Annotated in this window: 20 protein-coding genes; 14 read left to right on the top strand and 6 right to left on the bottom strand. The window is 56.7% G+C overall.

Annotation, left to right across the window (positions count from 1 at the left end; translation table 11 throughout):
- Positions 1 to 99: 99 nt before the first annotated feature.
- Entirely contained in the window at positions 100 to 1,428 is a 1,329-nt protein-coding gene (gene yjjJ, locus JT31_RS09020) for a type II toxin-antitoxin system HipA family toxin YjjJ (protein WP_038475772.1), read from the top strand.
- Here the strand turns inward: yjjJ and lplA are convergent.
- Positions 1,425 to 2,441, bottom strand: a complete 1,017-nt coding sequence (lplA, locus tag JT31_RS09015; protein WP_038475768.1) for a lipoate--protein ligase LplA — start codon at positions 2,439 to 2,441, stop codon at positions 1,425 to 1,427. The two genes, yjjJ and lplA, sit on opposite strands and share 4 nt — an antisense overlap.
- 74 nt (positions 2,442 to 2,515) lie before the next feature.
- A complete protein-coding gene (locus JT31_RS09010) occupies positions 2,516 to 3,151 on the bottom strand; it encodes a YtjB family periplasmic protein (protein ID WP_038475764.1) in 636 nt (211 codons plus the stop codon).
- A gap of 149 nt (positions 3,152 to 3,300) precedes the next feature.
- Between JT31_RS09010 and serB the strand changes: the two genes are divergently transcribed.
- The 3 genes from serB to nadR are packed head-to-tail and all read left to right on the top strand — an operon-like array spanning position 3,301 to position 6,954.
- Complete coding sequence (gene serB, locus JT31_RS09005) at positions 3,301 to 4,278, top strand: phosphoserine phosphatase (RefSeq protein WP_038475761.1); 978 nt, start codon at positions 3,301 to 3,303, stop codon at positions 4,276 to 4,278.
- A 14-nt stretch (positions 4,279 to 4,292) separates the two neighbouring features.
- Positions 4,293 to 5,675: a DNA repair protein RadA gene (radA, locus tag JT31_RS09000; protein WP_038475758.1), complete on the top strand. Its 1,383-nt coding sequence runs from the start codon at positions 4,293 to 4,295 to the stop codon at positions 5,673 to 5,675.
- Between the two features lie 46 nt (positions 5,676 to 5,721).
- Positions 5,722 to 6,954: a multifunctional transcriptional regulator/nicotinamide-nucleotide adenylyltransferase/ribosylnicotinamide kinase NadR gene (gene nadR, locus JT31_RS08995; RefSeq protein WP_038475755.1), complete on the top strand. Its 1,233-nt coding sequence runs from the start codon at positions 5,722 to 5,724 to the stop codon at positions 6,952 to 6,954.
- 710 nt (positions 6,955 to 7,664) lie between these two features.
- Here the strand turns inward: nadR and ettA are convergent.
- Positions 7,665 to 9,332 carry an energy-dependent translational throttle protein EttA gene (gene ettA, locus JT31_RS08990; protein WP_038475753.1) on the bottom strand — a complete coding sequence of 556 codons (1,668 nt, stop codon included), beginning with the start codon at positions 9,330 to 9,332 and terminating at the stop codon, positions 7,665 to 7,667.
- Positions 9,333 to 9,574: 242 nt separating this feature from the next.
- Here ettA and sltY point away from each other — a divergent pair, with 242 nt between their 5' ends.
- Both sltY and trpR read left to right on the top strand, forming a co-directional pair.
- Positions 9,575 to 11,509 (top strand): murein transglycosylase, encoded by a 1,935-nt coding sequence (sltY, locus tag JT31_RS08985; protein ID WP_038475750.1) that lies wholly within the window; start codon positions 9,575 to 9,577, stop codon positions 11,507 to 11,509.
- A gap of 55 nt (positions 11,510 to 11,564) precedes the next feature.
- Entirely contained in the window at positions 11,565 to 11,903 is a 339-nt protein-coding gene (gene trpR, locus JT31_RS08980) for a trp operon repressor (RefSeq protein ID WP_038475749.1), read from the top strand.
- Positions 11,904 to 11,908: 5 nt separating this feature from the next.
- Here trpR and yjjX read toward each other — a convergent pair whose 3' ends face one another.
- Complete coding sequence (gene yjjX / locus JT31_RS08975; RefSeq protein WP_038475748.1) at positions 11,909 to 12,427, bottom strand: inosine/xanthosine triphosphatase; 519 nt, start codon at positions 12,425 to 12,427, stop codon at positions 11,909 to 11,911.
- Between the two features lie 52 nt (positions 12,428 to 12,479).
- On the opposite strand from yjjX, the gene gpmB reads away from it, so the two are divergent.
- Positions 12,480 to 13,127, top strand: coding sequence for a 2,3-diphosphoglycerate-dependent phosphoglycerate mutase GpmB (gene gpmB, locus JT31_RS08970; RefSeq protein ID WP_038475745.1), 648 nt, complete (start codon positions 12,480 to 12,482; stop codon positions 13,125 to 13,127).
- Here the strand turns inward: gpmB and robA are convergent.
- Complete coding sequence (gene robA, locus JT31_RS08965) at positions 13,124 to 13,993, bottom strand: MDR efflux pump AcrAB transcriptional activator RobA (RefSeq protein ID WP_038475742.1); 870 nt, start codon at positions 13,991 to 13,993, stop codon at positions 13,124 to 13,126. The two genes, gpmB and robA, sit on opposite strands and share 4 nt — an antisense overlap.
- A gap of 211 nt (positions 13,994 to 14,204) precedes the next feature.
- Here robA and creA point away from each other — a divergent pair, with 211 nt between their 5' ends.
- On the top strand, positions 14,205 to 14,678 hold the full coding sequence (gene creA / locus JT31_RS08960; RefSeq protein WP_038475740.1) for a protein CreA: 474 nt from the start codon (positions 14,205 to 14,207) through the stop codon (positions 14,676 to 14,678).
- Between the two features lie 143 nt (positions 14,679 to 14,821).
- Positions 14,822 to 15,724 carry a LysR substrate-binding domain-containing protein gene (locus JT31_RS08955; protein WP_038475737.1) on the top strand — a complete coding sequence of 301 codons (903 nt, stop codon included), beginning with the start codon at positions 14,822 to 14,824 and terminating at the stop codon, positions 15,722 to 15,724.
- Positions 15,725 to 15,853: 129 nt separating this feature from the next.
- On the opposite strand, the gene JT31_RS08950 is transcribed toward JT31_RS08955, so the two are convergent.
- The gene (locus JT31_RS08950) at positions 15,854 to 16,153 is read right to left on the bottom strand and encodes a CBU_0592 family membrane protein (protein ID WP_038475734.1); all 300 of its coding nucleotides are present in this window, start codon (positions 16,151 to 16,153) and stop codon (positions 15,854 to 15,856) included.
- 192 nt (positions 16,154 to 16,345) lie between these two features.
- Between JT31_RS08950 and JT31_RS08945 the strand changes: the two genes are divergently transcribed.
- The 5 genes from JT31_RS08945 to JT31_RS08925 are packed head-to-tail and all read left to right on the top strand — an operon-like array spanning position 16,346 to position 23,353.
- Complete coding sequence (locus JT31_RS08945) at positions 16,346 to 17,935, top strand: ABC transporter substrate-binding protein (protein ID WP_038475731.1); 1,590 nt, start codon at positions 16,346 to 16,348, stop codon at positions 17,933 to 17,935.
- Positions 17,935 to 18,882: an ABC transporter permease gene (locus JT31_RS08940; protein WP_038475728.1), complete on the top strand. Its 948-nt coding sequence runs from the start codon at positions 17,935 to 17,937 to the stop codon at positions 18,880 to 18,882. Before JT31_RS08945 ends, JT31_RS08940 begins: the two co-directional genes overlap by 1 nt.
- A gap of 3 nt (positions 18,883 to 18,885) precedes the next feature.
- Positions 18,886 to 19,716, top strand: a complete 831-nt coding sequence (locus JT31_RS08935) for an ABC transporter permease (RefSeq protein WP_038475725.1) — start codon at positions 18,886 to 18,888, stop codon at positions 19,714 to 19,716.
- Positions 19,713 to 21,335 carry an ABC transporter ATP-binding protein gene (locus JT31_RS08930; protein WP_038475722.1) on the top strand — a complete coding sequence of 541 codons (1,623 nt, stop codon included), beginning with the start codon at positions 19,713 to 19,715 and terminating at the stop codon, positions 21,333 to 21,335. The genes JT31_RS08935 and JT31_RS08930 overlap by 4 nt, the downstream gene beginning before the upstream one ends.
- A complete protein-coding gene (locus JT31_RS08925) occupies positions 21,332 to 23,353 on the top strand; it encodes a CocE/NonD family hydrolase (RefSeq protein WP_038475720.1) in 2,022 nt (673 codons plus the stop codon). The genes JT31_RS08930 and JT31_RS08925 overlap by 4 nt, the downstream gene beginning before the upstream one ends.
- Positions 23,354 to 23,379 lie beyond the last annotated feature (26 nt).

Genomic DNA, 23,379 nt, shown 5'->3' with positions numbered 1-23,379 from the left:
ATCTATTCATTTTATTTCTCATCTTTAGCGAATAGCCTTTACCAGACTGGGTATTTTGGCTATAAATCAATTCAAGTATCTATTCATGAATCTATTCATATGAGCGAGCTAACCGACCTCCTTCTTACCGGTCCACTTCCTGGCAGGGCGCTGGCCCAACGGCTGGGTATCAGTCAGGCGACCTTCTCTCGCCGGGTTTTACTTGAGCCGGACGTCATAAAGTTTGGCCAGGCCCGAGCGACGCTTTATGGACTGAGGCATCCGGTAAGGCAGCATCGGGAATTTCAGCTGTGGCAGATTGATGACGTCGGTAAAGCGTGGGACTTTGGCGTGCTTTATCCTGTGTGGCCGAGGGGAAGCTGCCTGGTTGTGCGTAACAACGGGGATAGCCGATGGTTTGATGGTTTGCCGTGGTATCTCAACGATCTCCGCCCGCAGGGTTTTTTGGGGCGAGCCTGGGGACGCGAGCTGGCTAAAAATAGCGATCTGCCCGAGGATATCCGGCTGTGGCGGGAAGAAGACGTGCTTTTTGCCCTCTCTGCGCAGCGGCTGGAAAACCTGGGCGGATGGCTGGTCGGCGAAGAGAGCTACCGCCGCTGGACACAAATAGTCGGTCTCAAGCCTATTGCTCTCGATGAGCGCCTTGAGGCTTACGCTGAGCTTGCTCACCGGGCAATAGACGGCGAAATTGTAGGTTCATCTGCCGGAGGAGAGCAGCCCAAATTCTCCTGCTACAGTGAAACGCTTTGCGGGCCACGGCATGTCATCGTCAAGTTCACCTCGCCCATACGAAACGATAACCAGCGCCGCTGGGTAGATTTACTGACCTCCGAGTGCAGTGCTTTAGCGCTATTAAATCAAATGGGTATTCCTGCCGCCCGGTGTGACCTGCTCTCGGCTGAAAGCGGGCAGGTTTTCCTTGAGGTTGAACGCTTTGACTGTGCCGGTGCTTTCGGACGACGTAGCATCGTGTCTCTTGAAAGCGTGCAAAGTGAATATGCCGCGGGCGTACTTAGCTGGCCTAAGGCCGTCGCACGTCTAAAAGAAGAGGGTATGGTTGAGGCCGCCACGCTTCGGCAGGTGCAGCGAATTTGGGCTTTTGGCCGGCTGACAGGTAACAGCGATATGCATGCCGGGAATCTCTCCTTCTTTTTGTCCGACCTTCCGCTCGAGCTAACGCCGGTCTACGATATGCTGCCTATGGCCTGGGCGCCGGGCAGTTCGGGCAATATGCGGGAGGGCGGCATTGAAATTAATATTGATGCCGAAGTTCCCGGCGAAATATGGCTGGAGATGCAGCCGTGGGCACAGCGTTACTGGCGTGAGCTAAGCCTTAATTTGAAAATAAGCGAGCCATTCCGGCAAATAGCGGCAGGAATGGCCGGGCAAGTAGGCCAGTTAAGCGGGCGGCTTAAACGTCTCGCTTAACGAACCGCCTGGGCAATCCACGCCGAAAGCTCTTTCAGTTCGGCTTCCTGTTCCGGGAAGCTGTAGATCAGTGTTTCGCACTCCTGCTGCAGTAAAATACTGCGATACAGGCAGCCTTTTAGCCGGGCTGCCAGCGCTTCAAGCGGGGCAGGATTAAGGCTATCGGTGAACACCTGGGCGCGGGTGATATGCCCTTTCTCAACGTCAAAATGGAGTTCGACGCCGCCCCAGCTAAAGCGGTTATCCAGCAGATGCGTAAAGGCTGGCGCCTGGCCAAAGTTCCATTCCCAGCTGCTCTGGCGGGCAAAAGTATCGGCAAAACCCGGCAGGTCAGGCAGCGCTTCGGGGGAGATATGCTCTGCTTCAACGCGTTCGCCATAGTGGGCGAAGAAAGCCTCCGTTATCGCCTCGGCTATCTGCTCGTGGGTCAGTCCCGGCTTGATATCGCTGAGGTTTGCGACGCGGCCTCTCACCGAGGTAATGCCCTTAGCCTGCAGTTTTTTCGGATCGGGATTGAGGTAGTTTGCCAGGCGGCTAAGGTCGGCATTCAGCAGCAGGGTACCGTGGTGGAAGCCGCGATCCATGGTTTCGCGGTAGGCCGATCCGGAAATTTTACGCGTTCCCTCAGTGGTTTCGACCTCAAGATCGTTACGCCCGGAAGCGGTGGCATTCAGGCCAAGGCTTTCCAGCGCGCTCAACACGATAGACGTGGAAATACTCTTGTCGTATTCCGGCTTGCCGGCCATAAAAGTGAAGCAGGTATTGCCGAGGTCGTGGAACACCGCACCGCCGCCGCTGCTGCGTCTTGCCAGCCGAACGTTGTCCTGCTCCATTCGCCCGGTATTACACTCTTTCCAGGGGTTTTGGGCGCGGCCAATAACCACCGTGTCCGCATTACGCCACAGGAACAGAACCCGCTGAGTGGCGGGCATCTGCCGAAAAATTGTCTCTTCAACGGCCAGGTTAAACCACGGGTCGTAAGAGTCAGATATAAGCAAACGCAAAGTCGACATAGCAAAGATCCTTTTCCCAGAAGAATGGCGCCATCTTAGCATGACGCCATCACCGAGCATTTACCGCGGGAGCTTTACTTAGACTCGTCTTCCTCCGTTACCTTCTTATTGGCGGTCAGCAGGAACGGTGATTGCTGCCAGCGGGTGCGCTTGCCGTGCAGCAGCGTGCGGGTGAGAACGATGCCGATCGCGACCGCGAGCAGCAGCATCAGGCGCAGAATATTAGTGGTGTTGTCCACCTGCTTGGCTTCGGTGGCGAGAGTATGCGTATCCAGCGTAATTCGCAGGTAGCCGATGGGGCCGCTTTTATCCGCGATAGGTTCGACGATTTGCTGGTTGAAGTAGCTACCGGCTTTTTGGCCATCCAGCGCCAGGCGGTCGCGAACCTCGATATTTTCCCCCGCACGCGCAATTTGATCGCCTTCGCTGTCATACACGGCGGCATCAAGCACGCGGCTATCCCTGGTCAGCAGGTTGAGCACGGTCGAGATGCGTTTTTCATCAGGGTTTTCGGTTTTCATGACCGGCACCAGATTAAACGCTACCTGGCGGGAGAGGGTGCGGGCCAGCTCTTCCATCTGAACGTTTCGCGCCTGCTGGCTGCCCCGGCTAAACCAGGAGGCACCCTGCATCAGCGCGACTAAAAGTGCGAGGCAGGACAGCACAATCACTGCGCGGTGGAGCCGAAATTTAAATTTTACCCGAACCATGATGCACCTTTGGAAAATTGCGTACTTTAATGTTGCCAGAAGCAAGGCGGACAAGGTAGCCTCATGCGTTGTTTTTACCCGGATACCTTTCTGCCATTTTCCCGGATTCCGACGGCGCAAGGGTATGTTTACTTGATTCTGGAGCCGCAATGCCAAACAGTTTGACCTGGTGCGATTTGCCTAACGATGTTTCACTTTGGCCTGGGTTGCCGCTTTCCCTGAGCGGTGACGAAGTGATGCCGCTGGACTACCGCGCCGGCCGCAGCGGCTGGCTCCTGTACGGACGTAATCTGGACAAGCAGTGCCTGAACAAATACCAGCGTAAGCTGGGCGCGGCGATGGTGATTGTGACCGCCTGGTGCGTGGAAGATTACCAGGTTATTCGCCTGGCAGGCTCTTTAACGCCGCGCGCGACCAAACTTGCGCATGAGGCCGGGCTCGACGTTGCGCCACTGGGCAAAATCCCGCATTTAAAAACGCCTGGCCTGCTGGTCATGGACATGGACTCTACCGCCATTCAGATCGAGTGCATCGACGAGATTGCCAAACTGGCGGGAACGGGTGAAATGGTGGCCGAAGTCACCGAACGCGCAATGCGCGGCGAGCTGGACTTTACCGCCAGCCTGCGCCAGCGCGTGGCGACCCTCAAAGGTGCCGATGCCAATATTCTGCGCCAGGTTCGTGATGAACTGCCGCTGATGCCGGGGCTGAAATCTCTGGTGCAAAACCTGGATATCCTGGGCTGGAAAGTGGCGATTGCTTCCGGCGGGTTCACCTTCTTTGCGGAATACCTGCGCGATACGCTGAACCTGACGACGGTGGTTGCCAACGAACTTGAAATTTGCGACGGCAAGCTGACCGGCGAAGTGCTGGGGCAGATTGTGGACGCTAAATTTAAAGCGGTAACCCTGAAGCGGCTGGCCGAAAAATATGAAATTCCCGCCGCGCAGACCGTAGCGGTTGGCGACGGGGCCAATGACTTACCGATGATCCATGCCGCAGGCCTGGGCATTGCCTATCACGCTAAGCCGAAGGTGAATGAGAAGAGCGAAGTCAGCATCCGCCACGCGGATCTGATGGGCGTGTTCTGCATCCTTTCCGGCAGCCTGATTCAGGAAGAACGCTAACAAGAGGTATAAAGGTGGCGAAAGCTCCAAAACGCGCATTTGTTTGTAACGAGTGTGGTGCGGATTACCCGCGCTGGCAGGGGCAGTGCAGCGCCTGTCACGCGTGGAATACCATTACCGAAGTGCGCATCGCCGCTTCTCCTCAGGTTGCCCGCAACGAGCGTCTTTCCGGCTACGCCGGGAGCGCGGGCGTCAACCGTGTTCAAAAGCTTTCAGACATCAGCCTTGAAGAGCTGCCGCGTTTTTCCACCGGTTTTAAAGAATTTGACCGCGTGCTGGGCGGCGGCGTGGTGCCGGGAAGCGCTATCTTAATCGGCGGCAACCCAGGTGCGGGGAAATCGACGCTGCTGCTGCAGACGCTTTGCAAGCTGAGCGAGCAAATGAAAACCCTGTACGTCACCGGCGAGGAGTCACTCCAGCAGGTGGCGATGCGTGCGCACCGCCTGGGTCTGCCGACGCAAAATCTCAATATGCTGTCGGAAACCAGCATCGAACAGATCTGTGCGATCGCCGATGAAGAACAGCCGAAGCTGATGGTGATCGACTCGATCCAGGTGATGCATATGGCGGACGTGCAGTCTTCGCCGGGCAGCGTGGCCCAGGTGCGTGAAACCGCAGCCTACCTGACGCGCTTTGCGAAGACGAAAGGTGTGGCTATCGTGATGGTCGGGCACGTGACCAAAGATGGCTCCCTGGCGGGGCCAAAGGTTCTCGAGCACTGTATCGACTGCTCGGTAATGCTCGACGGCGATGCCGATTCTCGCTTCCGTACTCTGCGTAGTCATAAAAACCGCTTTGGCGCGGTGAATGAATTGGGCGTGTTCGCGATGACCGAGCAGGGGCTGCGTGAAGTGAGCAACCCGTCAGCCATCTTCCTGAGCCGCGGCGATGAAGTGACGCCGGGCAGCTCGGTGATGGTGGTCTGGGAAGGAACTCGCCCGCTGCTGGTAGAGATTCAGGCGCTGGTGGATCAGTCGATGATGTCCAACCCTCGCCGCGTGGCCGTGGGCCTGGAGCAAAACCGTCTGGCGATTTTGCTGGCCGTGCTGCACCGTCACGGTGGCCTGCAAATGGCCGACCAGGACGTGTTCGTGAACGTGGTCGGTGGCGTAAAAGTTACCGAAACCAGCGCCGATCTGGCGCTGCTGCTGGCGATGGTTTCCAGCTTACGGGACAGAGCCTTGCCGCAGGATTTAGTGGTGTTTGGCGAAGTCGGGCTGGCCGGCGAAATCCGCCCGGTACCCAGCGGCCAGGAACGCATTTCCGAAGCGGCAAAACACGGCTTTAAGCGTGCGATTGTGCCGCAGGCCAACGTACCGAAAAAAATTCCTGAAGGGATGCTGGTCTTCGGCGTGAAAAAACTTGCTGATGCGCTTTCTGTATTCGACGACTTATAATTGAGTAACTTGCGGGAATCGTTCCCGCTCCGGCAGGAGGCAGCGCGTGTCGTCATTCGACTATATTAAAACGGCTATTCGTCAGCAGGGGTGTACCTTGCAGCAGGTGGCGGATGCCAGCGGCATGACTAAAGGCTACCTGAGCCAGTTACTGAACGCGAAAATCAAAAGCCCCAGCGCGCAGAAACTGGAAGCGCTGCACCGCTTCCTGGGGCTGGAATTCCCGCGCCGCGAAAAGAAAGTCGGCGTGGTGTTCGGCAAGTTTTATCCCCTGCATACCGGGCATATCTACTTAATCCAGCGCGCCTGTAGCCAGGTGGACGAGCTGCATATCATCATGGGCTACGATGAGCCCCGCGACCGCGCCCTGTTTGACGATAGCGCGATGTCCCAGCAGCCAACTACCGGCGATCGTCTGCGCTGGCTGCTGCAAACCTTTAAGTACCAGAAGAATATTCGCATTCACTCCTTTAACGAGGAGGGGATGGAGCCTTATCCACACGGATGGGACGTCTGGAGCCGAGGTATCAAGGCGTTTATGGACAGCAAGGGGATTTCCCCTGATCGAATCTATACCTCGGAAGAAGGGGATGCGGCAAAGTTTACCGAGCATCTCGGGATCGAAACGGTGGTTGTCGATCCTAAGCGCACTTTTATGAACATTAGCGGAACGCAAATCCGCGAAAACCCGTTCCGCTACTGGGAATACATTCCTACTGAGGTAAAACCGTTCTTCGTGCGCACCGTGGCGATACTGGGCGGCGAGTCGAGCGGTAAGTCATGGATGGTGAATAAACTCGCCAATATCTTCAACACCACCAGCGCCTGGGAATACGGCCGCGACTACGTCTTCTCTCACCTTGGTGGGGACGAAATGGCCCTGCAGTATTCCGACTACGACAAAATTGCCATCGGCCACGCGCAGTACGTCGATTTTGCGGTGAAATACGCCAATAAAGTGGCGTTTATCGACACCGATTTTGTTACCACTCAGGCCTTCTGCAAGAAGTATGAGGGGCGCGAGCACCCGTTTGTGCAGGCGCTGATCGACGAATACCGCTTCGATCTGGTTATCCTGCTGGAAAACAATACGCCGTGGGTGGCGGACGGTTTACGCAGCCTCGGCAGCGACGTAGACAGAAAATCGTTCCAGAACCTGCTGGTGGATATGCTCCAGGAGAACAACATCGACTTTATTCACGTTGAAGAGTCTGACTATGACTCACGCTTCCTGCGCTGCGTGGATCTGGTGAAAGAGATGATGGGCGAGCAGCGATAAAGAATGGGCTTTGAGCCCTCAGTTTTGTGCTCTCGTTTGGGGCGGTAGATTAGTCTCGAATTCCTGTGGTTATGTAGGAGTGGTTCTGATTCCGTTCACTCGTACATTTGTTTCCCCTGCACTTTCAGCGCACGGTGAACGTGTCCGGGGGATCTCGCCATCCCCCGAACAGCCCCGGCGCCCGGCAAGCTCATCGCCGCTGGAGCGGTAAACTCACCGGCTATGAGAACCGGGAACAAATCTTCCCCTCACCCCAGCCCTCTCCCCAAAGGGGCGAGGGGGAAAACAGACTATGGGGTACATTATTGATTCCCTCTCCCTTCCAGGGTGAGGGTAAAAATAAGAAGCGAGGCTCGGTTCCGGCTTAAATCGCCTCCGTTTTCTCTCCGACTGGCCAGGGTCCGGACGTCGGGAACGGGCGGAGGCTGAGAGCGTCGGGAACGCATCTCAGCCGACCCAGGACTGGGAGATAAAACGGAGGTCTGCCGCTTTAGCGGTCGATTTATTTGGCTGGGAGTCCGGGGTCTCGGGGAAATGACGGTGATTTCCCCGAGTCGTTCACCGGTTCGGGGGTGACATATGAAACAGGACTGGAAGTGAACGGAACCTCAGTCGGGCTTGGCATAATCGTGGGTATTTGTAACTAATAAACATCCCCCATGGATCGGGGGCTAGCCATAAAAAAGGCACCGTGAAGGTGCCTTTTACATTTACTTAGTAACGCGCTTGTACTTGATGCGTTTTGGCTCCAGGGCATCGGAGCCGAGGGTACGCTTCTTGTACTCTTCGTATTCGGTGAAGTTACCTTCGAAGAACTCCACTTTACCTTCATCCTGGTAGTCCAGAATGTGGGTGGCGATACGGTCAAGGAACCAACGGTCGTGCGAGATAACCATTGCGCAGCCCGGGAACTCCAGCAGGGCGTTTTCCAGCGCGCGCAGGGTTTCGATATCCAGGTCGTTGGTTGGTTCATCGAGCAGCAGAACGTTGCCGCCAACCTGCAGCAGTTTCGCCAGGTGCAGACGACCGCGCTCACCGCCGGATAGCTCGCCAACGCGTTTGCCCTGGTCGACGCCTTTGAAGTTAAAGCGGCCGACGTAGGCACGGCTTGGCATCTCGGTGTTACCGATACGCATAATATCCTGGCCGCCAGAGACTTCTTCCCACACGGTTTTGCTGTTATCCATGGCGTCACGGAACTGGTCCACGGAGGCCAGCTTCACGGTATCACCCAGGGTAATAGAGCCGCTGTCAGGCTGTTCCTGACCGGACATCATGCGGAACAGGGTGGATTTACCCGCGCCGTTCGGACCGATGATGCCGACGATAGCGCCTTTCGGTACGGAGAAGCTCAGGTCGTCAATCAGCAGGCGGTCGCCGTAGGATTTACGCAGGTTGCTAACTTCCACCACTTTATCCCCCAGGCGTGCGCCAGGTGGAATAAACAGTTCGTTGGTTTCGTTACGTTTCTGGTATTCGGTGTTGTTCAGCTCTTCGAAGCGTGCCAGACGGGCCTTGCCCTTAGACTGACGGCCTTTAGCGCCCTGACGAACCCACTCCAGCTCTTTCTCAATAGATTTACGGCGAGCGGCTTCCGTTGAGGCTTCCTGCGCCAGACGTTGATCTTTCTGCTCCAGCCAGGAGGAGTAGTTACCTTCCCATGGAATACCTTCCCCACGGTCAAGCTCCAGGATCCAGCCGGCGACGTTGTCGAGGAAGTAACGGTCGTGGGTGATCGCCACAACGGTCCCTTCGAAGTCGTGCAGGAAGCGTTCCAGCCACGCCACGGATTCTGCATCCAGGTGGTTGGTTGGTTCGTCGAGCAGCAGCATGTCTGGTTTTTCGAGCAGCAGGCGGCACAGCGCAACGCGGCGGCGTTCACCCCCGGACAGCTTCTCAATTTTTGCATCCCAGTCTGGCAGGCGCAGGGCATCGGCGGCGCGCTCCAGCTGCACGTTCAGGTTATGACCGTCGTGCGCCTGGATAATTTCTTCATATTTGCCCTGCTGCGCGGCCAGCTTGTCGAAGTCCGCGTCCGGCTCGGCGTATTTGGCATAGACTTCGTCCAGGCCTTTCAGCGCGTTAACCACTTCGGAAACGGCTTCTTCTACGGACTCACGTACGGTGTGTTCCGGGTTCAGCTTAGGTTCCTGCGGCAGGTAGCCAATCTTGAGGCCAGGCTGAGGACGGGCTTCACCTTCGATATCGGTATCGATGCCGGCCATGATGCGCAGCAGGGTGGATTTACCGGCACCGTTCAGACCCAGCACGCCGATTTTGGCGCCAGGGAAGAAGCTGAGCGAAATATTTTTCAGAATATGTCGTTTCGGCGGGACAACTTTGCCGACACGATGCATGGTATAAACGAATTGAGCCACAGTGCGACTTTGCCTCTTTTATCGTGATGTAAGATGGTACATAACAAAGGCGAAGTGTAGCGGTTTTCCCGGTCTAATCCCAGCGGGGCATCGTGGTTCTGCCGCGCATGGCGTCTTTATACGTTTAATGACCAAAATATACCTTTCGGACATGGCGTATTGTGTCTCCCCTGGTTAGCATGAATTCATTCGCTTATTGCAGCGCAGGCATGATGCCGTCAGGAAAACAGTGAGGAGAAGGTGTGTTAAAAGCCAAACAAGTCGCATGGCAGTTGCTTGCCGCGGGCGTTAGCCTGGTGATGTTAAACGGCGCGGTACGTGCGGATTCTCTGGATGAGCAACGCAGCCGCTACGCGCAAATTAAACAGGCCTGGGATAACAAGCAAATGGACGTGGTGCAGCAGCTGATGCCCACTTTGCAAACCTATCCTCTTTATCCTTATCTCGAATACCGTCAGCTAACCGACGACCTGATGAACGAGCCGACCGTGGCGGTGACTCAGTTTATTCAGGCTAACCCAACGCTGCCTCCGGCGCGAAACTTAAGCTCCCGCTTTGTTAACGAGCTGGCAAGGCGCCAGGACTGGCGCGGTCTGCTGGCCTTCAGCCCAGAGCCGCCTGCAACCAATGAAGCAAAATGTAATTACTATTTTGCCAAGTGGAACACCGGGCAGACAGACGCCGCCTGGGCCGGCGCGAAAGATCTCTGGCTAACGGGAAAAAGCCAGCCGTCGAGCTGTGACGCGCTGTTTTCCGCATGGCGTGCTTCCGGCACTCAGGATCCGCTGGCTTACCTGGAGCGCATCCGTCTGGCGATGAAAGAGGGCAACACCTCGCTGGTGAACGCGCTGGCGAACCAGATGCCCGCTGACTACCAGACTATCTTCAGCGCGTTGATAAGCCTGCAAAATAACCCGAGTACGGTGCTGACATTCGCCAATACGGTGGGCGCGACGGACTTTACGCGGCAGGCTGCGGCTATCGCCTTCGCGAGCGTAGCCCGCCAGGACGTGGAAAATGCCCGGCTGATGATCCCGTCTTTAGTACAGGCGCAGAAGCTTACCGAGGAGCAGGCGCAGGAATTGCGTGACGTTGTTGCCTGGCGGTTGATGGGCAGCGACGTGACGGATGAGCAGGCCCGCTGGCGGGATGACGCGATTATGCGTTCCCAGTCTACATCGTTGATTGAGAGACGAGTGCGTATGGCTCTGGGCGCCGGTGACCGTTCAGGCCTGAATACCTGGCTTGCGCGTCTGCCGATGGAAGCCAAAGAGAAAGACGAATGGCGCTACTGGCAGGCCGATTTGCTGCTGGAACGCGGGCGTGATGATGAAGCCAAAGGGATCCTGCGATCTCTGATGCAGCAGCGCGGTTTCTACCCGATGGTGGCCGCACAGCGGCTGGGGGAAGAATATCCCCTGCGTGTGGATAAAGCCGAACCCGTTAACCCCGCTCTGGTGCAGGGGCCTGAAATGGCGCGAGTCCGTGAGCTGATGTACTGGAATATGGACAATACCGCACGCAGCGAATGGGCAAACCTGGTCACCAGCCGCAGCAAGCAGGAGCAGGGTGGGCTGGCGCGCTACGCCTTTGAGCAGGACTGGTGGGATCTTAGCGTGCAGGCAACCATTGCCGGCAAGCTGTGGGATAACCTGGAAGAGCGCTTCCCGCTGGCCTATAAAGGCACCTTTGCCCGCTACGTGAGCGGCAAAACCGTGCCACAAAGCTATGCGATGGCGATTGCCCGTCAGGAAAGTGCCTGGAACCCGAAGGTGCGTTCTCCGGTAGGAGCCAGCGGCCTGATGCAAATCATGCCGGGTACCGCCACCCATACCGTGAAGATGTTCAGTATCCCTGGCTACAGCAGCCCGGTGCAGCTTCTGGATCCTGACACCAACATCAATATCGGCACCAGCTACCTGCAGTACGTGTTCCAGCAGTTTGAGAACAACCGTATTTTCGCTTCCGCCGCCTACAACGCCGGGCCGGGACGAGTGCGGACGTGGCTCGGCAACAGCGCAGGGCGGATTGATGCCATCGCGTTTGTGGAAAGTATTCCGTTTTCCGAAACGCGTGGCTATGTGAAAAACGTGCTGGCTTATGACGCTTATTACCGCTACTTCATGGGGCAACCTGACAAAATTCTGTCCGACAGCGAGTGGCAGCGGCGTTATTGATTGGGCGGAGAGTATGTTATGCTGCCGTACTAGTTAAAGAGTATGGTGGCCTGACATGACTCAGCTCTCTCAATATTCGGCGGAACAGGCCGAGCAAAGTAATAAAGAGTGGCTCCGCTTTGTGGGGCTGTTGCAGCAAGCTTTTGGGCAGGACCTTCATATGCCGCTGCTGACGCTGCTGTTAACGCCGGACGAGCGTACGGCGTTAGGAACGCGAGTTCGGATAATCGAAGAGTTACTGCGCGGCGAGCTTAGCCAGCGTGAACTGAAGAACGAACTGGGCGCGGGTATTGCAACCATTACCCGCGGCTCCAACAGCCTGAAGGCCGCGCCGACCGAGCTGCGTGAATGGCTTGAAAAAGAGCTGCTGCAGGGCGGAAAGCCAACTCGCTAAATACGCTACCGGCGGTAAATCTCGTTATGAAACGGGCTTAACGCCAAAATCACCGCCTGATGATAAACGCTGCTACGCGTGAGCTTTCCGGCGGTGAACACTCCAATCGCTCCCTCTTTACGTCCAATCTTATCAATGCCCGTATAGTCAGACATCACCGGCCCCAGGGCGTTTCCGGCGCTGACTTTCTGCAGAATAATTTCCGGCAATGGCAGGGTAGCGGAACGGGCTTCACCGCGCTGCTGACGGTTCTCAATCACCACCCAACTGAAGGTGCTACCTTCGTCGATTCCGGCCTCAATGGCGACCCAAAAGTCGGCATCTGGTCTGATCTCCCGGGCATTTGCTACCCGGCACCGTGCGCCAGTTCGCGTTTCCTGACAGCCGTTGGGCTGCTCCGGCACGCCACTATCGACGACCACGGGCTCAATATGGCAGGATCCTTCACCATAAATCTCGCTAAACGCCTGCAGAATCGCCTGAATTTTGGCGGGATTGGTTGTTGCAGCAACGACATGGTTCATAATAAGTCAGAACTCTCGATATTTCGTGACCGGAGTATAACGGAAAAAACGCATGTTACAGGTATACCTTGTTCGTCATGGCGAAACGCAGTGGAATGCGGAGCGCCGCATTCAGGGGCAGTCAGACAGCGCGCTGACTGATAACGGAGAACGCCAGGCCTGGCAAGTGGCCGAGCGGGCCAGGGCCCTTGGCATCACCCACATCATCAGCAGCGATTTAGGCCGTACTCGCCGCACCGCAGAGATCATCGCCGAAGCCTGCGGCTGCGAGATTATCTTCGATGCCCGCCTGCGCGAGCTAAACATGGGCGTGCTTGAACGTCGTAAAATGGACTCGCTGACCGAAGAGGAAGAGAGCTGGCGCCGTCGCCTGGTGGACGGCACGCCTGACGGGCGTATCCCTGAAGGCGAAAGCATGCTGGAGCTGAGCAACCGTATGCACGAAGCGCTGAATGCCTGCCGGGAACTGCCGGCCGGAAGCCGCCCACTGCTGGTGAGTCACGGCATGGCGCTGGGTGGGCTGGTTAGCACGATTCTGGGGTTGCCTGCGTGGGCTGAACGTCGCCTGCGTCTGCGCAACTGCTCAATATCCCGCGTGGATTATCAGCACAGCCCGTGGCTGGCTTCTGGATGGGTCGTTGAGACAGCAGGAGACATCTCGCATCTTGATGCCCCTGCTCTGGATGAAATACAGCGTTAACGGCGTACCGGGATCAGGTATTCACAGCGGATATGCATCGGCACATCCTGATCCCGCGTTTCATCTTGAGGATAGAAACGTTCGATGTCCTGGCCCTTACGGCGAGTCAGGTTTAGCGACGGCATGCAGGTGCCGTACACCGTCAGGATAAAGTCCTGCAGCCCGGTGCCCAGCCCTTCGTAGTTGAACTGCACATAATCACCGCCTTCCAGCATTACCGGATGAGAATCCGGCAGGAAGCCATTGGCCAGCTCCGGGGTGAGCGCCGTGGTGTAGAAGACTTCCTGCTCGTCGTCTTTTTCCGAGCTTGGACGAGGTTCATGCAGGCCGTACAGCACTCGCGGAATCGTCGGTGAGTTGCCCAGGAACTGTGTCCAGAACTGGATGCGCATCTCATTACGGAAGTCGGAGATTTGTTCCAGCGTGCAGCTGTAGCTTTGCGTTACCCCAACCAGATGCGTTTCCGGCAGAGTAATGAAATGGGCGTGCGGCAGCGTAAATTCACCGAGACGCAGCGGCGGGCGCATACCAAAAGCGCTCCAGTCAGGAGAACGTCGATAAAGCGCGGGCGTTTGGGCGAACTGTTTTTTAAACGCGCGAGTAAATGTTTGCTGCGAGTCAAAGCGGTACTGAAGCGCAATGTCCAGAATAGGGCGCGCAGTCAGGCGCAGGGCAACGGCAGATTTGGAGAGTCGGCGGGCGCGAATATAGGCACCAATAGCGTGCCCGGTAACCTCTTTAAACATCCGTTGTAAATGCCACTTGGAATAACCTGCCTTTGCCGCCACATTATCAAGGGCGAGAGGCTGATCGAGGTGGCCCTCCAGCCAGCTAAGAAGATCGCGAATGATCCCAGCCTGATCCATAAAATATCCTCATCCATACAAGCGAATGCCTGTTTACTAAGGTAGCGGATGATAGCATTTTTGTACTTTATGCATTCACCGTTTTTTTTTAACAAGTTGTGCCAAATTTGCCGATTGTGGAGGCAGGTTTTGCTAATAATGTGATATTCAACGATTTTTCATCCAATTGTTGAATAGTCCCGCAGGGTGATCTTTGAAAAATGGTAACAATATGAAATATAAAGCTTTAGCACTTTGCAGTGCGATTCTGGCCGCCAGCTTTGGTGCGAGCGCAGAGCAGATTGGTTCGGTCGATACGGTGTTTAAGGTCTTTGGCCCCGATCACAAGATCGTTGTGGAAGCTTTTGACGATCCCGATGTGAAGAACGTGACCTGCTATATCAGCCGCGCTAAAACCGGCGGTATCAAAGGCGGCCTTGGCTTAGCCGAAGATACTTCTGATGCGGCAATCTCCTGCCAGCAGGTTGGGCCGGTTGAGCTGAGCGACAAAATTAAAGCCGGCAAAGCGGAGGGCGACGTGGTGTTCCAGAAACGGACCTCATTGGTGTTTAAAAAGCTGCAGGTTGTTCGTTTCTATGACGCCAAACGTAACGCTCTGGCCTACCTTGCCTACTCTGACCGGGTGGTAGAAGGCTCGCCGAAGAACGCTATCAGCGCGGTGCCGATTATTCCGTGGGGTAAATAATCCGCTGCACCCACGCACAACCTATGTGCCCCCGCGATACCTTCATGAGAAGCCTGATGTATTTCTGATGCATCAGGCTTGTCAGCCCCTGCCTTCCTTATTAGTGTGTTGAGACCGTTCCGTTGCCTTTTAAGGCTTCATTGATGCAGATTGAGCCGCTACCGCCCCTCAATACCCTTATCGCCTTCGAATGCGTTGCCCGCTACGGCAATATTTCTCGTGCTGCGGAAGAGTTAAACCTGACGCAAAGCGCGACCAGCCGCCAGATCCTGCAGCTGGAGGAAATGCTGGGCTGTAAGCTTTTTACCCGTACTCAGCGGCGCGTATTGCTCACGCCGAGGGGTGAAGCATATGCCACTCACGTGCGGCAACAGCTGGCGGCATTGTCACATGCTACGGCGGAAGTGATGGGCTGGACGGGGTTGCCGCAGGTGACCATCGCCTGCACCAGCGCCATGAGTTCGCTTTGGCTGTCGTCGCGCCTTTCGGCGCTGCATCGTGAGCTGCCGGATTTGCAGGTTCGCATGAAAATCACCGACAACTTCTCCGAACTGCGTTCATCGGAATTTGATCTGGCTATTTTTTACCTTCGGGATGTTCCGGTGGGGTTTCATGCCACGCCGATTTTCGACGAGGTCTGCTACCCGATGTGCTCTCCGGCGTTTCTGTCACGCATCGGGCCTGGCGCTCCCGCAGAAGCGCTGCTGCAGCACACGCTGCTGATTCAGGACGATCCGCAGCGAGAGTGGACCGGCTGGAGCGACTGGTTTGCTTCGCAGAGTGTCCTGAGCTTTGTGCCGCGTCAGACCTGGCGCGCCAATAACTATCCGTTTTTGGTTGAGACTGCGGTGCGAGGAGACGGGATATTACTCGGCTGGGAAGGTCTGGTGCAGGATTATCTTAATAGAGGCGAGCTTGTTGCGGCGCACCCTGGAAAGCTGGCGGCCGCCAGTAAATGTTTCCTGCTTATCCCTCAGGATCGCTATATGAAGCCGATTGTTCGCCATGTCATGAACTGGTTGCAGCGACAGCCTTCGGCGGAATAAGCAGAAAACAGACGTTAATCATATAAGATGATTATTTTATTATTGCCGCGATCAATAAATTATTTAACCGTTCCTTTAGCCATAACCTTTTGTTATATAAAGGCGAGAAAAAGAAACATTTAAAACATCTTAATCCTTTGGTTTATTTATGGTGTCCAGATCCAGAGGCGGTATTTTATTTTTTAACTCCCCCCGGCGGCGATAAGAAGTATGCATACCTACCAGCGTGAAGACCAACCACATCGACTGTGATATGACCGACGCCAAATTAAAGTCATGGCTCAGTGAATACAGCCCGCCCACGCACCCCGCGATGTTAAGACAAGCATAACCATTTGAATCTATTGATAGCCTTCGCATCTGAACCAGTGCGTAGGCCAGCAGGTAACAAAAGACGCCAATTAAGCCTACAAGGGTATGCAGTTCCACATTTTCTTTCCTGGTGTGACTCCGTGATCGGGAAATTATCTTTTTTGCTGCGGCTCTGCTGCGCGTTTTTTTCATAGTCTGATACGAAAAACTCATGCATCAGTGTTTAGCGGTTTTGATATAAATCATAAATAGATGTGCTATGGCATCTGGCCGGTGGTCAGACAAACAAATAATAACGGAGAAAAATAAATGAAAGACGATCGTTCAGACGTGAAAAAATACCTGCAAGGCGTGAACATGAGCCGCCGTTCATTTATCAACACGGCGGCGCTGATTGGGATGGGCAGCGCGTTATCGCTTTCGCCGCTGGCGGGTTTTGCCGCCGAGGCCACGCCTAAAAAAGGCGGCGTGCTCAAGCTGGGAATGTCGGGAGGCAATACCAGCGATTCTCTCGATCCTACGCTCTTTAGCGACTGGGTGCCGCTCAATCAGGCCTACATGCTGATGAACGGTCTGGTAGAAATTGATGAAACTAACCAGGCCACGCCGGAGCTGCTGGAAAGCTGGGAGGCGAAGCCGGGCGCGCAGGAATGGACGTTTAAAGTGCGCCAGGGCGTGACCTTCCACAACGGTAAAACCCTCACCGTCGAAGATATTCTCTACTCGATCAACCTGCACCGTGGCGACCAGTCGCGTAGCGCGATCAAAACTCAGCTGGCGGCCATCAAAGAGCTGAAAAAGAGCGGCGAGAACGAAATTACCTTAACCCTGGACAGCGGCAACGCCGATTTACCGTTTCTGTTGGCGGACTACCATCTGGTCGTGGTCCCGGACGGATTTACCGACTGGAAGCACCCGATTGGCACCGGCGGCTTCGTCTTTGACCAGTATCAGCCGGGCGTGCGCTCCTACTTCAAGCGCAACCCTAATTACTGGAAGCCAAACCGCGCGTTTGTGGATGCCGTTGAAGTGTTGGTTATCAACGATGCGACCGCGCGCACCAATGCCCTTATCTCGGGCCAGGTACACGCCATCAACCGCGTTGACTTTAAAACCGTCGATTTCCTGAAGCGCAGTCCGGCGCTGAACATTGTGCGCGCGGCCGGGGGGCAGCATTTCACCTTCCTGATGGACTGCCGGGTAGCCCCGTTTAACAACAACGATGTGCGTACGGCGATTAAATACGGTATCGATCGTGAAAAATTACTGGCTACCGTCCTTCGGGGTTACGGCACGCTCGGCAACGATCATCCGATCCCGAAAACCGATCGCTTCTTCAACAAGAGCCTGGAGCAGCGTGCCTACGATCCTGATAAGGCGAAGTTCTTCCTGAAAAAAGCGGGGCTTAGCGCGCTGCCGCTCGAGCTGTCCTCATCGGATGCGGCTTTTGCCGGGGCGCTGGACGCCGCCGCGCTGTTCCAGGGCGAAGCCGCCGCGGCGGGGATCCAGGTCAGTATCAAACGTCAGCCGGCGGACAGCTACTGGGATGACGTCTGGATGAAAGCACCGTTTAGCATGGGCTACTGGGGCGGGCGCCCAACCGCGGATCAGATGTTTTCCACCGCCTGGCAGTCCACGGCGAAATGGAACGACACCCACTGGAAAAACGACAAGTTCGACAGCCTGCTCATTCAGGCACGTTCGCTGCTGGACGAGCAAAAACGTGCGGAAATTTATGGCGAGCTGCAAAGCATTGCCCGTGATGACGGTGGCGCAATGATCCCGCTGTTTGGTGACTACCTGGATGCCACCAGCAAGAAAGTCGGCGGCGTAAAACCTCACCCGCTGTTCAACTTCATGGGTGGCCGCCTGGCTGAACGCGTCTGGCTGGAGTCGTAATGAAAAAACAGATCCTTCATCGTTTATTGCTGGGCGTGCTGACGCTGTGGCTGGTTTCGGGGCTGATCTTCGTCGGTACCGAGTTACTGCCCGGCGACGTGGCGAGCGCCATCCTGGGCCAGAACGGCACGCCGGAAACCATCGCCGCGCTGCGCCTACAGCTGGGCCTCGATCAGCCTGCGGTTTACCGCTACCTGCACTGGCTGTCCGGTGTGCTGCACGGTGACCTGGGCACTTCGCTTGCCAATAACCAGCCTATCGGTGCCGAGCTGCTGCCTCGCCTGGCGAACACGCTGTTCCTTGCCGTTTATGCCGCGCTGATAGCGATTCCGTTAGCGGTGGTGCTGGGCATTGCCTCGGCGGTATGGCGTGGCTCCTGGTTCGACCGCCTGGCGAATACGCTGACGCTGATGAGCATTTCGGTGCCGGAGTTTTTCGTGGGCTACCTGCTGGTAATCTTCTTTGCCATTCGTCTGGCCTGGTTTCCGAGCCTCGCGCTGGTCGACCCTGATGCCAGCCTCCTTGAGCGGCTCTATGCCTGCACGTTGCCGATGCTGACGCTGGTGCTGGTGGTCCTGGCGCATATGCTGCGCATGACGCGTGCCTCGGTTGGCGCGGTGATGTCCAGCAGCTATATCGAAACGGCGCTGCTAAAAGGGCTTTCCCGCTGGCGGATCGTGCTCAGCCACGCGCTGCCGAACGCGCTGGCGCCGATCATCAACGTCATTGCTTTTAACCTGGCGTACCTGGTGGTGGGCGTCATTCTGGTCGAGGTGGTCTTCGTCTACCCGGGCATTGGGCAACTGATGGTGGATGCGGTAACGAAGCGTGACCTGCCGGTAGTACAGGCCTGCGGGCTGCTGTTTGGCGGGACCTATATCCTGCTGAATACGGCGGCGGACCTGCTGGCTATCTGGTGCAACCCACGCCTGCGACATGCGAGGTAGTCTATGAAAAATATTAAAATTCGCACGGTGCCGCTGTCGGCAATATTGGGCCTGGCCATCATTGCCATCAATTTGATTGCCGCGCTTTTTGCTCCCTGGCTGGCGCCACACAGCGAAACGGCGCAGGTGGGTGACATCTGGATGCTGCCGTCCAGTTCGATGCCGTTCGGCACTGATAGCCTCGGGCGGGACATGCTTTCGCGCATTCTGTTCGGTGCCAGAACTACCATTGCCATCGCGCTGGCGATCACCGCTATCTCGTTTGTTGTGGGCATTATTACCGGGTTTACCGCCGCTATTTACGGGCGCTGGGTGGACGTCGTGCTCACCCGCATCGTTGATACGCTGATGTCGATTCCGGTCCTGATTTTGGCGCTGATCGTGCTGTCCGTGCTGGGAACGTCTATTCCCGTCCTGGTCGGGACTATTGCGCTATTAGATGCGACCCGTGTTTTCCGCCTTGCCAGGCTTGTCGCACAGGGGATTGTTTGTCTCGAGTACGTGGAGGCGGCACGCCTGCGTGGAGAAGGGCTGTGGTGGATTGTGCGCAAAGAGTTTCTGCCTAACGCCATGCCGCCGCTGCTGGCAGAGTTTGGTATGCGCTTTTGTTTTACCTTCCTGTTTATTGCCGGGCTGAGCTTCCTTGGGCTGGGTATTCAGCCGCCGTGGGCGGACTGGGGCAGTATGGTGCGCGACAACGCTCAGGCCATCAATTTTGGTCAGTTTGCTCCGCTTTACCCTGCCGCGGCCATTGCCCTGCTGACGATTGGCGTCAACCTGGTGGTCGACTGGCTGCTGGTGCGTAATAACCTTTCGCTGGGAGAAGAGGGATGACACAACCGATCTTACAGATGCGCGATTTACGCATTGAGACCGAGCAGGGGCTGCCGCTGGTGAAAGGTATCTCTCTAAGCCTGATGCCCGGTGAAGTGCTGGGACTCATTGGTGAGTCCGGCGCAGGTAAATCGACCATTGGCCTGGCCGCTTTGGGCTACGCCAGGCCGGGTTGCCGTATTGCGGGCGGTGAAGTGCTGGTTGCCGGGCAAAACATTGTGGCGCTTTCCAGCAAAGAGAAACGGGAGTTTCGCGGTAAACGCGTGGCCTATGTTGCGCAGAGCGCCGCCGCGGCGTTTAACCCGGCGCTAACCATCGGCAAGCAGGTTTGCGAGGGGCCACTTCGGCACGGTTTGATGAATCAGGAGGAGGCGCAGGCCTGGGCCGTGACGCTGTTTAAAGCGCTGGATCTCCCCGAACCTGAAACGATCGGCCAGCGTTATCCGCATCAGCTCTCTGGCGGCCAGCTCCAGCGCGCGATGGCGGCGATGGCGATGTCCTGCAGGCCGGATATTCTGGTGCTGGATGAACCTACCACCGCGCTGGACGTCACCACCCAAATCGAGGTGCTGGTGATGCTGCGTAAGCTGGTCAGAGAATTTAATACCGCCGCGCTGTACATCACCCACGATCTGGCGGTCGTGGCCCAAATTGCCGACCGCATCATGGTCCTGCGGCAGGGAAGCGAAGTGGAAAGCGGCAGCACCGCCGATATTCTGCAAAATCCTGCCGAAAGCTACACCCAGCGGCTGGTGTCGGAACGTGCTCATGCCCTGACGCCGGTTCACGCCGGAAGTAAACCTGAAGGGCGGCTCCTTGCGCTGGAAAATCTCTCAACCGGGTACAACGGTAAGGCCGTCGTGCACAACGTCTCTCTGAGTATTGCCAAAGGGGAAACGATGGCCATTATCGGCGAGTCCGGCAGCGGGAAGAGTACGCTGGCTCGCGCCCTGTGCGGCCTGCTGAGCGACACGAAGGGAACGGTCACCTTCGCCGACAAGACGCTGGCCAACCGCTACCAGCAGCGTGATAAAGAGACGCTGCGGCGTATTCAAATGATCTATCAGCTGCCCGACGTGGCGCTCAACCCAAGACAGACCGTGCTTGAGGCTATTGGTCGCCCGGTGGCGTTTTATTTTGGCCTCGATAAACAGCAGGTTCGTGCGCGGGTGCTTGAGTTGCTGAAGCTGACCGAACTCCCTGATTACCTCCTTGACCGCTACCCAGGTTCGCTTTCCGGGGGCCAAAAGCAGCGGGTATGTATTGCGAGAGCGCTGGCCGCAAAGCCAGATCTGATTATCTGCGATGAGGCAACCTCCGCGCTCGATCCGCTGGTGGCAGAAGAGGTTCTGAAGCTGCTGCGAAACCTGCAGGAACGGCTGGGGCTGTCTTACTTATTCATCACCCACGATCTGAGCACGGTAAAACGTATCGCCCAGCAGGTTGCCGTGATGTATCAGGGCAACGTTGTGGCACAGGGGCCGACCGGGCAGGTATTCAGCGCCCCGATGCACAGCTATACCGAAAAACTGCTGACCTCGGTGCCGGAAATGCGCGCCTCCTGGCTGGACGAGGTGCTGGGTCAGCGTCAGTTAAACGCGATGGCAGGAGCCTCATGAAAACTCTGATAACGCAATTTCCCCACAGCGTGAGCGTGACGGAACACCTGTGGATCGTTCTGCAAGACGGGACTCGCCTGGCCGCGCGTATGTGGCTGCCCTTGTCGGCCTCGCAGCAGCCGGTGCCCGCTATCCTCGAGTACATCCCCTACCGCAAGCGCGACGGAACACGTACTCGTGATGAGCCGATGCATGGCTATTTCGCCGGCAATGGTTACGCGGTACTGCGTGTGGACATGCGTGGCAGCGGCGACTCTGACGGGTTGATGGCCGACGAGTATCTGCTGCAGGAGCAGGAGGATGCCCTGGAAGTGATCGACTGGATCAGCCGTCAGGCCTGGTGCAACGGCGCCGTGGGGATGATGGGCAAATCCTGGGGCGGGTTTAACTGCCTGCAGCTTGCCGCTCGTCGCCCTCCGGCCTTAAAAGCCATCATGACGGTTTGCTCGACGGACGATCGTTACAACGACGATATCCACTACAAAGGCGGCTGCCTGCTGAATGATAACCTGTGGTGGGGCGGGATTATGCTGGCCTATCAAAGCCGCCCGCAGGATCCGGAGCTGGTGGGGGAGGGCTGGTATCAGGCCTGGCTCAATCGTCTTGAAAACATGCCTTTCTTCCCGGCACTGTGGATGGAGCATCCGTTGAAGGATGATTACTGGAAACACGGCTCGGTCGGTGAGGACTGGCAGGCCATTACCTGCCCTGTAATGGCGGTGGGCGGCTGGGCGGATTCCTACAGCAATGCGGTCTTCCGCCTGATGGATAATCTCGACGTTCCTCGTAAGGCGATTCTCGGTCCGTGGGCGCATATTTATCCGCAGGACGGTTCACCTGCTCCGGCTATCGGCTTTCTGCAGGAGGCGGTGAGTTGGTGGGATCGCTGGCTGAAGCAGGTCGACAATGACGTGCTGGACGGCCCGCGCATTCAGGCGTGGCTCAACGACAGCCAGCGGCCCGATTCGCAGCGTCCGCAGGCCTTCGGGGAGTGGATTGCCATTGAGGATGACACGGATGCGGTGACCGCACCTCAGCGCTGGCATTTGCAGCCAGGCCGGCTGATGACAACGCCGTTGGCAAATGCATACCGGCAGGAGATCCGTAGCGTACAGAACCACGGGCTGTTTGCCGGGGAGTGGATGGGGGCTGGCGTGCTGGGGGAAAGCCCGAGCGATCAGCGGATGGACGAAGGCCTTGCTGAAAGCTTTGACAGCGCGCCGCTGGACGAAAGTCTGGCGATCTACGGTTTTCCGCAGTTTGACGTTACGCTCGCCAGCGATAAACCAGCGGCCATGCTGTATGTCCGCTTGTCGGACGTTGCGCCAGACGGGGCGTCGACCCGCGTCAGTCACGGTTGGGTGAACCTGAGTCATTTGCAGGGGCAGGAGCAGAACGTCGCACTGGTGCCCGGCGAAAAGGTCAACGTCACCGTGCAGCTGGACGGCATAGCCTGGCGCTTTGCCGCAGGGCATCGGCTGCGTGTTTCTCTGGCGACCACGTTCTGGCCGATGGTCTGGCCGATGGCCGAAAATGCAACGCTTAGCGTTGACCTGGCGAGCGCCCGGCTGCAATTGCCGGTTTGCCGGGAAGTGAAGCCGATAGCCGGGCCTAATCCTCAGCCGGAAACTGCGGCAAATACGCCTCTTACGATCCTGTCCCCTGGGCGAGTCGAACGCGAGCTGCGCTATGACGCGGTGAGCGATAGCTGGCAGAGCATTACCGAGGGCGTGGGCGGCGTGTTTGGCGAGGGCGTGTACCGTTTTGACGATATCAATACGACCGTCGATCATAGCCTTCGGCGTCAGCTGACCGTGCAGAATGCTGACCCGCTCTCGGCGCATTATCTGCTGACTCAGAATATGAAAATTGGGCGAGAAGGCTGGTGGACGGATATGGATATTGTGCTGGAGATGCGCAGCGACCTGACGCATTTTATCGTTAGCGGAAAAATGACGGTTAAACACAACGAAGAGACGGTCTTTACCCGCGACTGGGATGAACGCATTGCTCGCTGAATGACGGGCATAAAAAAGGGCTGACG

This window comes from Cedecea neteri, assembly GCF_000757825.1.
Taxonomy (GTDB): Bacteria; Pseudomonadota; Gammaproteobacteria; order Enterobacterales; family Enterobacteriaceae; genus Cedecea; species Cedecea selenatireducens.
The sequence above is the reverse complement of the archived record's forward strand: the minus strand, read 5'-3'. Positions and strand labels throughout refer to the sequence as shown.